The 13,947-nt window shown below is 70.3% G+C and carries 11 protein-coding genes and 1 pseudogene; 11 read left to right on the plus strand and 1 reads right to left on the minus strand.

The annotated features are described in order from the left end of the window. Window positions 1-78 precede the first annotated feature (78 nt). The 5 genes from ndhC (at window position 79) to nuoH (ending at window position 4,857) form a co-directional block, all read left to right on the plus strand. Window positions 79-450, plus strand: coding sequence for an NADH-quinone oxidoreductase subunit A (gene ndhC, locus AB0I79_RS47970; protein WP_357888639.1), 372 nt, complete (start codon window positions 79-81; stop codon window positions 448-450). Window positions 451-485: 35 nt separating this feature from the next. Continuing rightward, window positions 486-2,159, plus strand: coding sequence for a M48 family metallopeptidase (locus AB0I79_RS47975; protein WP_357888642.1), 1,674 nt, complete (start codon window positions 486-488; stop codon window positions 2,157-2,159). 202 nt (window positions 2,160-2,361) lie between these two features. Continuing rightward, on the plus strand, window positions 2,362-2,868 hold the full coding sequence (locus tag AB0I79_RS47980) for an NADH-quinone oxidoreductase subunit B family protein (protein WP_357888645.1): 507 nt from the start codon (window positions 2,362-2,364) through the stop codon (window positions 2,866-2,868). Continuing rightward, window positions 2,865-3,923: an NADH-quinone oxidoreductase subunit C gene (locus AB0I79_RS47985; protein WP_357888648.1), complete on the plus strand. Its 1,059-nt coding sequence runs from the start codon at window positions 2,865-2,867 to the stop codon at window positions 3,921-3,923. Before AB0I79_RS47980 ends, AB0I79_RS47985 begins: the two co-directional genes overlap by 4 nt. After that, a complete protein-coding gene (gene nuoH, locus AB0I79_RS47990; protein ID WP_357888651.1) occupies window positions 3,916-4,857 on the plus strand; it encodes an NADH-quinone oxidoreductase subunit NuoH in 942 nt (313 codons plus the stop codon). Before AB0I79_RS47985 ends, nuoH begins: the two co-directional genes overlap by 8 nt. Window positions 4,858-5,254: 397 nt before the next feature. On the opposite strand, the gene AB0I79_RS47995 is transcribed toward nuoH, so the two are convergent. Further along, a complete protein-coding gene (locus AB0I79_RS47995) occupies window positions 5,255-6,556 on the minus strand; it encodes a serine/threonine-protein kinase (RefSeq protein ID WP_357888654.1) in 1,302 nt (433 codons plus the stop codon). 20 nt (window positions 6,557-6,576) lie between these two features. Here AB0I79_RS47995 and AB0I79_RS48000 point away from each other — a divergent pair, with 20 nt between their 5' ends. The 6 genes and pseudogenes from AB0I79_RS48000 (at window position 6,577) to AB0I79_RS48025 (ending at window position 13,818) form a co-directional block, all read left to right on the plus strand. Continuing rightward, on the plus strand, window positions 6,577-7,647 hold the full coding sequence (locus AB0I79_RS48000; protein WP_357888657.1) for a 4Fe-4S binding protein: 1,071 nt from the start codon (window positions 6,577-6,579) through the stop codon (window positions 7,645-7,647). Beyond that, complete coding sequence (locus AB0I79_RS48005; protein WP_357888660.1) at window positions 7,644-8,306, plus strand: NADH-quinone oxidoreductase subunit J; 663 nt, start codon at window positions 7,644-7,646, stop codon at window positions 8,304-8,306. Before AB0I79_RS48000 ends, AB0I79_RS48005 begins: the two co-directional genes overlap by 4 nt. Further along, window positions 8,306-8,629: pseudogene (gene nuoK / locus AB0I79_RS48010) on the plus strand (NADH-quinone oxidoreductase subunit NuoK); the annotation flags it as partial. The gene AB0I79_RS48005 and the pseudogene nuoK, both read left to right, overlap by 1 nt. Window positions 8,630-8,751: 122 nt before the next feature. Then, window positions 8,752-10,659 carry an NADH-quinone oxidoreductase subunit L gene (locus AB0I79_RS48015; protein WP_357888663.1) on the plus strand — a complete coding sequence of 636 codons (1,908 nt, stop codon included), beginning with the start codon at window positions 8,752-8,754 and terminating at the stop codon, window positions 10,657-10,659. A 22-nt stretch (window positions 10,660-10,681) separates the two neighbouring features. Beyond that, entirely contained in the window at window positions 10,682-12,319 is a 1,638-nt protein-coding gene (locus tag AB0I79_RS48020) for an NADH-quinone oxidoreductase subunit M (protein WP_357888761.1), read from the plus strand. Beyond that, complete coding sequence (locus AB0I79_RS48025) at window positions 12,316-13,818, plus strand: NADH-quinone oxidoreductase subunit N (protein WP_357888666.1); 1,503 nt, start codon at window positions 12,316-12,318, stop codon at window positions 13,816-13,818. Before AB0I79_RS48020 ends, AB0I79_RS48025 begins: the two co-directional genes overlap by 4 nt. Window positions 13,819-13,947 lie beyond the last annotated feature (129 nt).

Genomic DNA, 13,947 nt, shown 5'->3' on the forward strand with positions numbered 1-13,947 from the left:
TTACCCCGATTTTGGGTGAAAGCTCCGGACACTTTGACCACACTGGGTACTCCGAGGGACTCGGGTTACCATCGCCTCATGGACGGCTACTACGGGTCCTACGTGCTCGTCGCCGCGCTCCTCGCCCTCGGCGTCGCCATCGTGGCCGGCGCCCTGTTCGCCAACCGCCTCCTCCGCCCGAGCCGCCCCACGCCGGAGAAGCTGACCACGTACGAGTGCGGGGTCGATCCCGTGGGGGAGGGCTGGGCACAGTCGCAGGTGCGTTACTACGTCTTCACGTACCTGTACGTCGTCTTCGCCGTGGACGCCGTCTTCCTGTTCCCCTGGGCCACCGTCTTCGACGCGCCCGGCTACGGGATGACCACGCTGGTGGAGATGTTCGTGTTCCTGGGGTTCATCGCGCTGGGCATCCTGTACGCCTGGCGCAAGCGGGTTCTCACCTGGACGTAGTGGCTCGGCCCGGGGGCTGGCTATCTTGCTGTGCCATGTCCGCCTGCCCCGAGTGCGACCAGCCGCTCACGGCCGAGCCGCCGTATCCCGAGTGGTGCTCGTCCTGCGACTGGAACGTCGTCCGTCCGGGCTCCTCCGGCGTCGTCGCTCCCCGGAAGGCTCGATTCGCCCGCTTACAGGCTCGCCTGGTCCGAGGGCTGCACGAGGACGTGCTCCGCTCCCACCCCACACCCCCTGCCACCGCCGACCCCTTCCCCACAAGCGGCCACCTCCCTGCGAGCGGCCACCTCCCGACCACCGGCCACCTCCCCGCGAGCGGCCACTTCCCGGCCACCGGCCGCATTCCCGAGACCGGGGATGTCCCCGAGGCCGGGCACCTCCTTGAGGCCCGGCACGTCACCGAGACCGGGCACCTTCCCGAGAACGGCCACCTTCCGGCCACCGGCCACATTCCCGAGACCGGGCACCTTCCCGAGAACGGCCACCTTCCGGCCACCGGCCACATTCCCGAGACCGGGCATACGACCGACGCCCGGCACGCCCCCGTCACCAGCCACCTCCGCGAGGCCGCACACGTCCCCGAGCCCGGCCACGCCACGGATCAGACCCACACCAGCCAGGACGTCGCCACTTCGGGTGGAGTCGCCGCTGCCCTCGACAACAACGACCCCGCCGCGTCACCCGGGATCGCTCGCGCCGCCGTCTACACCCTCGCCCTCCTGACCCACCTCCTCACCCCGGCCTTCCTCCTCCTCGGCATCTACCTCCTGACCCGCGGCTCCCTCTTCGCCATCCTCCCGGCTCTCGTGGCGCTCGACCTGGCCTGGCTCCTGCGCCCCCGCGCCGCCCCCTTCCCGCCGGACACCCGGCCCCTCACCCGGGAGACGGCCCCACACCTGTTCGCCCTGCTCGACCGCATCGGCGCCGAGGTGGGCGCCCCACGTACCGACGTGGTGGCCGTCAGCGGCGAGGTGAACGCCTCATCCCGCACGTACGGCTGGCGCCGCCGCCCGGTGATCGAGATCGGCTACCCGATGTGGCTGATCCTCACCCCGCAGGAACGCATCGGCCTCCTTGCCCACGAGATGGCCCATTCGAGCAACGGCGACAGCCGCCACGGATTCGTCGTGGGCAGCGCCTACCACTCCCTCGCCGTCCTGGCCGACGTGACCCGCTTCGACTGGCGGGAAGGGGACGGCCTGGCCGGCCTCGTCGCCGAATCCCTGCTCGCCGTGCTCGGTCTCCCCGTCCGCGGCCTCATGGTGGCGATGGAGCTCCTGCTGTACCGCTCGTCCCAACGCGCCGAGTACCGCGCCGACGAACTGGGCGCCCGCGTCGCGGGCACGTCCGCCATGACCTCGCTCCTGGACGCCACGAACACCCGGGCGCCTTCCGCCATCAGCTTCCTGGAGACCAGCGCGCACACCGCCAAGCCCGAGCACCTGTGGACGGCCCTGCGCACCTCCGTCGACGCCGTCCCCGCCTCGGAACTGGAGCGTCGCCGCCGCGCCGCCCGCCTGGAGGAACTCCGGGTCGATCGCACCCATCCGCCCACGTACCTGCGGATGGAGTGGGTGGCCGCGTTGCCGTACACGGAGGGGCGGGTGCCGATCGGCGACGGCCCGGCGATCGACAAGGAACTCGAGACGGTCGCGCTCCGGGTGGCACAGACGATCAGGGAGAACGCCGAATCAGCCCTCTACCACTGATCGGCACGGTCGCCCTCGCCCCTGCACCGCCGGCCTCTTCCCCGGCCGCCCGAACAGAAATCCCGATCGCCTCTGATCCCTCGACTCCTTGGTTTGCTCTTTCCTTTGCCTGACCTGTGATCCGCGCAAGAATGGCCATATGGCAGCAACGGATCTCCCGATGCCCACCGTGGGCCCGATCTCACGGTTGGCGCCCAAACCCATGCGTTTCGTCCTCAACTGGGGCCGCCGCTACTCACTGTGGGTGTTCAACTTCGGGCTGGCCTGCTGCGCCATCGAGTTCATCGCCGCCTCGACGAGCCGTCATGACTTCATCCGCTTCGGTGTGATCCCGTTCGCGAACGGCCCGAGACAGGCCGACCTGATGATCGTCTCTGGGACGGTCACCGACAAGATGGCCCCGGCCGTGAAGCGCCTGTACGAGCAGATGCCCGACCCCAAGTACGTGATCTCGTTCGGCGCCTGTTCCAACACCGGCGGCCCGTACTGGGACTCGTACTGCGTCACCAACGGTGTGGACCAGATCATCCCCGTCGATGTCTACGTCCCCGGCTGCCCGCCCAGACCGGAAGCCCTCCTGTACGGCATCACCAAGCTCCAGGAGAAGATCGCCGCCGAGAAGCTCAGCGACCGCTACGCCTTGTCCCGCCCCCACACGGAGCACCCTGAAGACCCGACCCCCAACCCGGACCAGGAGTCGCAGAGGTGACCACCAACAACCCCGGCGACGACGACAACGCAAGCCCTAACCCCACCCCAACCCCCGAGGACGCCCCCCGCGACACCGGCGGCGCCTCCAGCTCCGACAACGCACCTGCTGACGCGAACACCACCAACACCCCGCCCACCAGCGAGCCACCAGCCGCTGCGCCATCCGCCGGCGGCCCGCCGGGTGATGCTCCGTCGGCCAGCGAGGCGCCAGCCGCTGCGCCGCCCACCAGCGGCCCGCCAGCCGCTGCGCCGTCCGCCAGCGGCCCGCCAGCTGATGCCCCATCCGCCAGTGGCCCATCGAGCGATGCCCCGCCCGCCAGCGGGGCGCCCGCCACGGTCCCGGACGCCAGCGGCACGCCGGGCACCACCGCCACGCCCGCCACCACCACGGCGGCCACCACGCCCACCACCACGGCGGCCACCACGCCGGGCACCATCACGTCGGGCACCACCACGCCCGCCACCACCACGCACGTCGCGGCACAAGGGCACATCTCGACCCAGGCGCACATCTCGACCCACATCACCGAGCACTTCGGCGACCGCGCCCAAATCTCCGAGTCCTACGGCGACACGACCATCGACGTCGCCCCCACCGACTGGCTCGACCTGCTCACCTACGTCCGCGACACCCTCGACTTCACCTTCTTCGACTGGCTGACCGGTGTGGACAACCCGCCGGACACGTTCGCCATCGTGGTGCACGTCTACAACCCCACCGCCGGACGCCGCCTGCTCCTGCGCACCCACGTCCCTCGGGAGAACCCGCACCTCCCCACCGCCGTGGACATCTACCGCGGCGCGAACTGGCACGAGCGCGAGACGTACGAGATGTTCGGCGTCATCTTCGACGGCCACCCCTACCTCGTCCCGCTCCTCCTCCCGGACGGTTTCGAGGGTCACCCGCTCCGCAAGGACTTCATCCTGGCCGCCCGGGTGGCCAAGCCCTGGCCGGGTGCCAAGGAGCCGGGCGAGTCAGGCCACGGCGCCCCGAGCCGCCGCAAGACCCTTCCGCCAGGAGTACCAGCCGACTGGGGGCCACCTGATGCTTGAAGTGGTGCTGAGCTTCGTCGTCATCCTCGCCGTGTTCCTGGTTCTCCCCCTGATCGTCGGTCAGACCGAACACAAGGTCATGGCCCACATGCAGTCGAGGCTCGGCCCCATGTACGCGGGCGGCTTCCACGGCTGGGCGCAACTCATCGCCGACGGGGTGAAGTTCGCGCAGAAGGAGGACATCGTCCCGGCCGCGGCCGACCGCCGCATCTTCATGATCGCCCCAGGTGTGGCCCTGATCCCGTACCTGGTCGTCCTGATCGCCATCCCCATCGACCGCGACCGCGTCGCCGTGGACCTCGACCTGGGCCTTTTCTTCGTCCTCGCCGTCATGGGCATCGGCGTCCTGGGTTCGATCATGGCCGGCTGGGCGTCGGGCAACAAGTACTCCGTCCTCGGCGGCATGCGCTCGGCGGCCCAGCTCATGTCGTACGAGCTGCCCCTGGTTCTGTCAGCTTCATCGGTGGCCATGGCAGCGGGCACCCTGTCGCTCCCCGGGATCGTCGAGGCATGGCAGTGGTGGTGGCTCCCCTGGCAGGCGATCGGCGGCATCGTCTTCTTCCTGGCCGGCCTCGCCGAACTCCGCCGCCCCCCGTTCGACATGCCGATCGCCGAATCGGAAATCATCATGGGCCCGATGACCGAGTACACCGGCATGCGTTTCGCCCTCTTCATGCTCGCCGAGTACGCCGGCATCGTCGTCCTGTCGTTCCTGACCACCGTCCTGTTCCTGGGCGGCTGGCAGGGCCCGTTCCTCCCCGGCTGGCTCTGGACGCTCCTGAAGGTCTTCTTCCTCGCCTTCATCGTGATCTGGCTCCGCGTGACGTACCCGCGACTCCGCGAGGACCAACTCCAGAAGCTGGCCTGGGCAGTCCTGGTCCCCCTCTCCCTAGCCCAACTGGCCCTCACCGGCATCGTCAGAGTCATCACCTGACCACCCCGCCCACGGCCCACCCCGCCGCCGGCCCACCCCGCCGCCGGCCCACCCGCCGACGGCCCGCCCTAACGACACACCCGTCCAACGCCCCACCGGTCCAGCGATCCGCAGGCCAGCCCGCCCGCCGGTCAGTCCGCTGACCAGCCCGCCCGGCGGCCCGCCTGCCCTCCCGTGGGCCGTCTGGCAGTTTCGCTCGCTTGGCTATCTGGCTCGTCCCGCCCGTTCGACTGGTCCCGCTTGCCCGGCTGGTCCCGCTAGTCCGGCCTGTCCCGCTCGTCCGGTCCATCCCGCCGCCCGGCGTCCAGCCCCGTCCGGCGGCCCGCCCGCTTGCCCGTCCCCCCGTGCGTCCGGTTGTCTCGCTCGTCCGGACCATCCGCCCATCCGGCCGTCCGGCTCAGCGAACGATCGCCAGCATGACATCGGAGGCCGAAGGCCGTTCCTCCGGCTGCTTGTTCAGGCAAGCCTTCACAATGCCGCGTAACGCGGGCGGCAGCGGCGACAAGTCGGGATGAAAGGTGAGCACCCGGTGGAACACCGCAGGCACCGTGTCCTCCCCGAACGCCGGCCGCCCCGTGGTCGCGAACATGATCGTCACAGCCCAGCTGAACACGTCCGAGGCCGGCCCCACCGTCGTCCCCGTGAGCTGCTCCGGCGACATGTACGGCGGCGTCCCCACCATCTTCCCCGCCGTCATCGTCACCTGGTCGAGCGCCCGCGCGATGCCGAAGTCGATCACTCGCGGCCCGTCGTGCCCGATCAGCACGTTGCTCGGCTTGAAATCGCGATGAACGACCCCGGCCTTGTGGATCGCCGCCAGCGCTCCCGCAGTGGACAGCGCCAGCCGTGTCAGGCTGTCCTCGTCGCGCGGCCCGTACTTCTTGACGAGCTGCTCCAGCGACGGCCCCTCCACGTACTCGCTGACGATGTACGCGTGCTGCCCCGTGATGTTCACGTCGAGCACGCGGGCTGTGGAAAACGTGGCCACCCGCCGCGCCGCCTCCACCTCCCGCGCGAACCTCGCCCGCGCCACCTCGTCCACCAGATCGTGCAGCACCTTCACGGCGACCCGCACCCCGTTGGGCGCCATGGCGAGATACACCGACCCCTGCCCGCCACGCCCGAGCTGCTGGAGCACCCGATAGTGGCCGACCCACTCCGGATCGCCGGGCCTGCGCTGCTGGCTCGGCGCGGTGGTGCGCTGCCGCAGGTCGACGGGATGGTACGAGGGCGCGGTGAGCCGGGCGCGCGCCATGAACGGCACGAGGACGCCGGAATGAAGGACCCCGCCGAGCCAGCTGAGGAAGAGCCCGACCGTGATGACCAGGGACAACGCCTCCGGCATGGACTCGAAATCGTCGTACGCCATCACGGCGATGAGGAACGAACCGATGCTCACCGCATAAACGGCCGCAGCGACACCGTGCCAGATGTTGCGCAGCCAGAAAGCCGCGATCCCGATGGTGAACGGGGTCGCCAGACCGCACGTGAACAAGGGCAGGCAGGCCCACACGACGGCGGCCGTCCACCTCAGGCCACTGGGGCGGACGGGATGGCTTTGGTGCATGGCCGAGAGACTATCGCCATGCCGTGGTTCATATCGGGCATGCACACAGGTTGTGGATAACCTCCCGTCAGCCTGTGGATAGCTGTGGAAAAACTGGGGACAACGCGCTGGCTCATTCACGTGCGCGCCCAAGTGCGTCATGATGTTGAGCCATGGCGCGGATACCGGGAGTCGGACTGGCGAAAGGGCTGTCCATCACTCTTCGCCACATGCTGCGCAAATCGGTTACACAGCAGTATCCCGAGGTCAAGCCCGATCTGCCGCCCCGCAGCCGAGGCGTTATCGCCCTGGTCGAGGAAAACTGCACCTCTTGCATGCTCTGTGCCCGAGAGTGCCCCGACTGGTGCATCTACATCGACTCCCACAAGGAGACGATCCCGGCCCCCGAGGGCGGCCGCCCCCGCCAGCGCAACGTCCTCGACCGCTTCGCCATCGACTTCGCCCTGTGCATGTACTGCGGCATCTGCATCGAGGTCTGCCCCTTCGACGCGCTCTTCTGGGCCCCTGAGTTCGAGTACGCGGAAGGCGACATCCGCAACCTCCTCCACGAGAAGGACAAGCTGGCCACCTGGGTCGAAGCCGTCCCTCCGCCGCCGGCCCACGACCCGGGCGCCGAGCCCCCGAAGGAGCTGACGGCAGCCCCCCGTCGCCCGGCCGCCGACCGCCCGGCCCGTACCTCGGCAGCTCAGCGCCCCCGCCCCGCCACCCCGACACGCCCGGCCGCCGCCGAGGACCGAGAACCGGCGGCGAGCGCCGAGGCCGCCCCGGACGCGACGACCGGCAAAACTCCGCAGGACGCGACGATAGGCGAAACCGCCACGGACACGACAACCGGGGAGTCCGCCCCTGGCACGCCGGAAACCGGCCCCACCGCACCGCCGTCACGCCGCGCCCGCAGACCGATGACGAACGTACGAGGCATCCGCCCTCCCGGCGCCCTCCCGTCCACCGAGCACGCGGGCGCCACGGAGCAGCCCCGTCCGCAAGAAGAGGGCGGCCCCGCGCAGCCTTCCGGCGAGGCCCGGGACCAAGCGTCATCCACAGGAGAACCGCCTGCGGAAAAGTTGTCCACAGGCGCGGAGGAATCGCGACCGGAGCCCGGAAACGAGGAGCAGACTTCTGCCCCGAGCCCGCGCCGGCGCAGGATGGCCGATCCACGATCCATCCGACCGCCAGGGCGGCTCGGCCCTGACGACCCGAAGGAGTCCGAGGAGGAGTCGTGACCGAGGCGGTGCCCTCCTACCTGTCACCCACCGGGCAAGAGCTCGTCTTCTTGCTGCTGGGGGCGGTAGCGGTTGGATCGGCGCTGCTTGTCGTCACGACCAGGCAACTGGTCCACGCCGCCCTCTGGCTCGTGGTCTGCTTCGGCTCCCTGGCGGGCGGCTATCTCGTGCTGACCGCCGAGTTCGTCGCCTGGGTGCAGGTGCTCATCTACGTTGGCGCGGTGGTCGTGCTGCTGCTGTTCGGCATCATGCTCACGCGCGCCCCGATAGGCCGCTCAACCGACCTCGACAGCGGCAACAGGCTGGTCGCGACCCTGGTGGCGGTGGCGACGGCGGCGATCCTGGTCACGGTGGTGATCGACGGTTTCCGTACGGCCTACGTCCCGCTCACCCCCGGCCAGGGGGCCGCCAAGGAGCTCGGCGCCAGCGTGTTCGCCACGTGGGTGCTGCCGTTCGAGGCCCTGTCCGTGCTGCTGCTGGCCGCCCTCATCGGCGCCATCGTCCTGTCCCGTACGGACATTCCAGGCGGCGCGCAGACCCAGCCCGACACCGCCCCGCCACCGCCGGACAACACCCCGCCATCGGCCCGCCCGAACGGCGACGCACCATCCGACCAGCCGAAGAGCGCCTCACCACCCGACCAGAGCGGGGGTCATTAGTGCACATCGTCTATCCGGCGGTCGTCTCCGCGCTCCTTTTCTCCATCGGCGTCTACGGCGTGCTTGCCCGGCGCAACACGATCCTCGTGCTCATGTCGGTCGAGCTGATGCTCAACGCCGTCAACCTCAACCTGGTGGCGTTCGACGTGTGGCTGGCCGACCGCCTGCACAGCGGCCAGGTGCTCACCCTCTTCGTCATCGTCATCGCGGCCGCTGAGGTGGGCCTGGGCCTCGCGATCGTGCTGGCGCTGTACAGGAACCGCCGCAGCGTGGACATCGACCACCTCCGAGACCTGGCGGAGCCGGCCGACGACCACGCGGAAACCCCGGCCCGGCCGGCCCCCGTACGCCTCCAGCCCGACCCCACCACGCGGCCGGAGGCCGTCCAGGCCAACGACCACCGTGACGGCCAGGCCGCCCCCGTCAAGCGAGGAGGCGGCACGCCATGACGACCTTCCCGCTGCTGGCCGTGCTCCTGCCCTTCGCCGCCGCCTTCGCGGGTCTGCTGCTCTCCCGCCGAGGATTGACCAGAAGCAGGTCCGAGGTCACGACGAGCCGTCAGCGGGCGGCGAACACCCGGGCCGCCTGGATCGCGATCCTCCCCACGGCCGCCTCGGCGCTCCTGGCCATCTCCCTGGCCTGGACGCCGGGCCTGGCCTACTTCGCCGGCACCACCACCCCGTCCACGGGCCGGACCTACGGCACGATCGTCACCGGCGGCATCCCGATCTCCCTCACCCTCCAGGCCGACGCCCTGTCGAGCGTCATCGGCGTCCTGGTCACCCTGGTGGCCCTCGCCGTACAGGTCTACTCCGTCGGCTACCTCGGAGACGACCCCCGCTACCCCTCCTACAGCGCCTTCATCAGCCTGTTCACCAGCGCGATGCTGCTGGTCGTGTACGCGGGCGACCTCCTGGTCCTCTACGTCGGCTGGGAGATCATGGGCCTGTGCTCCTACCTCCTCATCGGCCACTGGTGGGAAGATCGGGGCAATTCACGCGCCGCGGTGAAGGCGTTCCTCGTCACCCGCCTCGGCGACGTCGGCTTCCTGTTCGGCATCTTCGTGCTCGGCCTGGCGGCAGGCAGCTTCCGCATCGCAGACGTGCTGGCCAAGGTCCCCGACATGTCCGCGGCCACCCTGGTGACGGCCACGATGTTGCTGCTGGCCGGCGTGGCGGGCAAGAGCGCCCAGGTGCCGCTGCACACCTGGCTCCCCGACGCCATGGCGGGCCCGACGCCGATCAGCGCCCTGATCCACGCCGCCACCATGGTCGCCGCCGGCATCTTCATCGTGGCCAGGCTGTTCCCCGCGTTCCTCGCCGCCCGCCCCACGCTCGACGTGCTGGCCGTCATCGCCGCGCTGGGCATGCTGGGCGCCGCCCTGGCCGCGCTCGCCCAGGACGATCTCAAACGCGTCCTCGCCTACTCCACGGTCAGCCAGCTCGCCTACATGGCAGGCGGCCTGGCCGCGGGCTCCGACACCGCGGCCGTCTTCCACCTGCTGACCCACGGCGCGTTCAAGGCGCTGCTGTTCCTCTGCGCAGGCGCGGTGATCCACCACGTCGGCTCCAACCTGATGACCCAGATGGGCGGGTTGCGCCGCGAGCTGCCGGTCACGTTCGTCACGATGACGATCGGCTTCGCCGCCCTGATGGGCATCCCGCCGGCCAGCGGCTTCTTCAGCAAGGACGGCGTCCTGCTGGCCATGGACGGCGCGCTGTCGGCCACGGGCCTCACGGACGCGGCCGCCCTCCTCCTGTACGGCAGCGCGCTCGCGACCGTGGCCGTCACCGGCGCGTACGCCACCAGAGCCTGGCTGCGCACCTTCTTCGGTCAGGCGCGGGCCGTGGCACTCCAGGAGCCGGAGCCCGGCACCGCCCACGTCGTCGACGTCAGGGAAGCCCCGCGCACGATGCTCGTGCCCGTCATCCTGCTCGCGGCCCCCGCCCTGCTGCTGGGCTTCGCCGGCGAGCCTCATCTCGACGTCGGCGTGGCGGTCATCAGCGTCGTCCTCGCGGCGCTGGGCGCGGGAGCGGTGTACGCGTTCTGGCGTCTCGACCCCATCGCCGACCCGGCCCGCCTGCTGGGCCCGCTCCGAGCGCCGTGCGAGCGCGCCTTCTACGTCGACACCCTGTACGCCGCCCTGGTCGCCCGTCCCGTGCTGGCGCTGGCCAGGCTCGTCGTCAGGACGGACGACGTGGTCGTGGACGGCGCGGTGCGCGGCTCGGGCAAGTCGGCCCGCGGCCTGTCCGGAGTGCTGCGCCTGGCCCAGAACGGCAACGTCCAGCTCTACGTGGGCGGCTTGCTGGCCGGAGTCCTGCTGATCGCGGTGGGGGCGGTGGTGTTCACGTGAAACAAGCGATGGGAGTCGCATGATGGGCTGGATCCCGGTCGCGCTCCTCGCCGTCCCCCTGCTCGGCGCCCTCCTGCTGCTCCTCGCGCCGCGAACCTTTCGCGACGTGCTCCGTGCGTACGGGCTGATCTTCTCGGGCGTCACGCTGGCCCTGAGCCTGATGCTCCTGGCGAAGTTCGACTACGGTGGCCCCGCCCGGATGCAGTTCGAGCTCGACCGGCCGTGGATACCGGGGCTCGGGCTGCGCCTGCACCTGGGCGTGGACGGCATCTCGCTGCCGCTGATCGTGCTGACGGCGCTGCTGACGTTCCTGTGCTTCGTCTACCTGTGCTGGGGCGGCGCGCGTGGGACCAGCGGGTTCATGAGCGCGAGGCCGAGGGCGCTCGTGTTCACGCTGCTCGTGCTCGAAGTAGGCATGATCGGCACGTTCCTCGCCCTCGACCTGCTGCTCTTCTTCGTCTTCTTCGAGATCGTCCTCATCCCGATGTACTTCCTGATCGGCATCTGGGGAGGCCAGGGACGCAGGGCGGCGTCGATCAAGTTCATCCTGTACACGCTGCTCGGCTCGGTCGTCATGCTGCTCGGCCTGCTCCTGGTCTGGGCCCAGACCGGCACGCTCGACGTCGAGGCGCTGAGCGCGGCACACGGCGCGGGCATGCCCAGATCCATCCAGATCCTGGCCTTCGTGGCGATCGGCATCGGTTTGGCGGTCAAGACCCCCATGTGGCCGCTGCACACCTGGCTGCCCGACGCTCACACGGAGGCTCCCACCACCGGCTCGGTGCTGCTGGCGGGCGTGTTGCTGAAGATGGGCACGTACGGCTTCGCCCGGATCGCCATCCCCGTCCTGCCCGAGGGCGCGGCGGCGGTGGCGCCATGGCTGGGGGCGTTCGCCGTGGTCGGCATCGTGTACGGCTCCTTGGCCTGCCTGGCCCAGGGCGACCTGAAACGCATGATCGCCTACTCCTCGGTGGGCCACATGGGCTTCGTCCTGCTCGGCTTCGCCACGCTGACCCCCGTCGGCATCAACGGCGCCCTGTTCGCCAACGTCGCCCACGGCCTGATCACCGGTCTGCTGTTCTTCCTGGCAGGCGCGATCAAGGAGCGCTACCACACCTCGGAGATGCCGGCGCTTGGCGGCGGCATGCTGGCGACGATGCCGCGGCTGGGCTCGTTGCTCACGTTCGCCTCGATCGCGTCGCTGGGGCTGCCCGGCCTGGCCGGGTTCTGGGGGGAGATGCTGGCGCTGTTCGGGGCGTTCCAGCCGGCGAACGGGCTGCCGCGCGGGCTCTTCCTCACCTACATGGTGATCGGCGGGCTGGGCGCGGTCCTGACGGCGGCCTACTTCCTGGTCATGCTGTCCCGCGTCACCCACGGCCGGCCACGTCCCGCGGCCGCCGATCCCCACCCGCCCGACGACCTCGTGCCGCTGGACGACCACCTGATCCACGAGCCCCCCGACGAACGCCCCGTCGCCCCCCTCGGCTCACCGGCCCGGCGCCCCGCCGCGGTGACCCTCCACCCCGGCGACGTCTACGGCCACGAGCTGCTGGCCTGGACGCCTCTGGTGGTCCTGATCCTGCTGTTCGGCCTGTGGCCCGGCCTCCTGCTGTCGCTGACCACGCCGCCCGTGCAGACCCTGCTGGGAGCCATCTCATGATCCAGCAGATCGACTTCTTCCTGATCGCGCCTCCGCTGGTGCTCGCCCTGGCGGCAGGGCTGGTGCTGCTGCTCGACGCGTTCCTCCCGCTACGCCCGCGGACGCGGACCGGGCTGGGGCTCGTCACGCTGGCGGGCATCCTGCTCTCCCTGGGCTTCGTGGTCGCCCAGGCGTTCGCCAACGGCTCGCCGCGGTCGACGTTCTGCGTGCCGCCCGGGCTCGCCGCGGGTCACGTGCTGTGCTCGTTCGTGGTGGACGGGTTCACGCTGGTGTTCGCGGGCATGGTGCTGGTGGCCGCCGTGGTGATCGTCCTGATGTCGATGACCGAACTCGCGGGCGGCGCCATCCCCGTGGGCGAGTGGTACTTCCTGCTCCTGTGCACCCTCGTCGGCGCGGTGACCCTGCCCGCCTCCCGCGACCTGATCATGCTGGTGGTGGCCCTGGAGCTGGTCTCGCTCCCGGTCTTCGCCCTCACCGCGCTGAAACGCTACGACGGCCGCTCCTCCGAGGCCGCCGTGAAACTCTTCGTCGTGTCGGTGGTGTCCACGGCGATCATGCTGTTCGGCGTGTCCCTCCTGTACGGCATCGCGGGCTCGGTCTACCTGTCGCGCCTGGGAGAGGTCTTCAGCCCTCAGGGGACGGCCGGCGCGGATCTGCCCGCGGTGGTCACGGTGGGCGTGGTCCTCGTCGCGGCAGGTTTCGCCTTCAAGATCGCGGCGGTGCCGTTCCACTCTTGGGCGGCCGACGTCTACCAGGGCGCGCCGATCCCCGTGGCGGCCCTGCTCTCGGTCATCTCGAAAGCGGCCGGGTTCGCCGGGCTGATCCTCGTCCTGGTGAGCGCCCTGTACGGGCAGGCCGGCACCTGGGCCCCGATCGTGGCGATCTTGTCTGCGCTGACCATGACCGTGGGCAACCTGCTGGCCATGCGCCAGCGCTCCGCCGTACGCCTGCTGGCCTGGTCGTCGGTGGCGCAGTCCGGCTACATCCTGGCGCCGCTCGCGGTGGCGGCCACGACACCGGGGGCGGTCGGCACGTCCACCGCCTACCTGGTCATCTACGCCGCCATGAACCTCGGCGCGTTCGCCGTCGTCATGCTCGTATCCAGAACCGCGACCCGCAACGACCTCGACGACTACCGCGGCCTGGCGCTGCGCCGACCGGCGGCAGGCGTCACGCTCGCGTTCTGCCTGGTCTGCCTGGCAGGCCTGCCACCGGGCCTGGCCGGGCTGTTCGCCAAGGTCTTCGTGTTCCGGGAGATCATGGCGGGTGGATCGGGCTGGCTGGCGGTGGTCATGGCCGTCAACACGGTGATCGGCCTGTACTACTACGCCGTCTGGACGGCCCGACTCTTCACCCCGGCCGGCCGTGCGGAGCCGTCCCTGTACCGGCCGCCCGTTACGGCCTGGCTGGCCGTCGGGCTCGCCCTGGCGGCGGCAGTGCTGTTCTCGATCGCGCCCCAGCTCGTCCTGGACATGACCTCGCTGTCCGCCTCCGGCTGAGAGCCGGACGGCGACTCGCTGGCCGCGAGACGACCGCCTCACGCGGTCGCTTCACCGGTCGCGAGACGCCGTGTCGGCGGGGTGCGAATTGAACCAGCGGCGGCCCTCGAACCGCCGTACAGCAGGACG

Source organism: Nonomuraea sp. NPDC050202 (assembly GCF_040656115.1).
In the GTDB taxonomy this organism is placed as follows: domain Bacteria; phylum Actinomycetota; class Actinomycetes; order Streptosporangiales; family Streptosporangiaceae; genus Nonomuraea.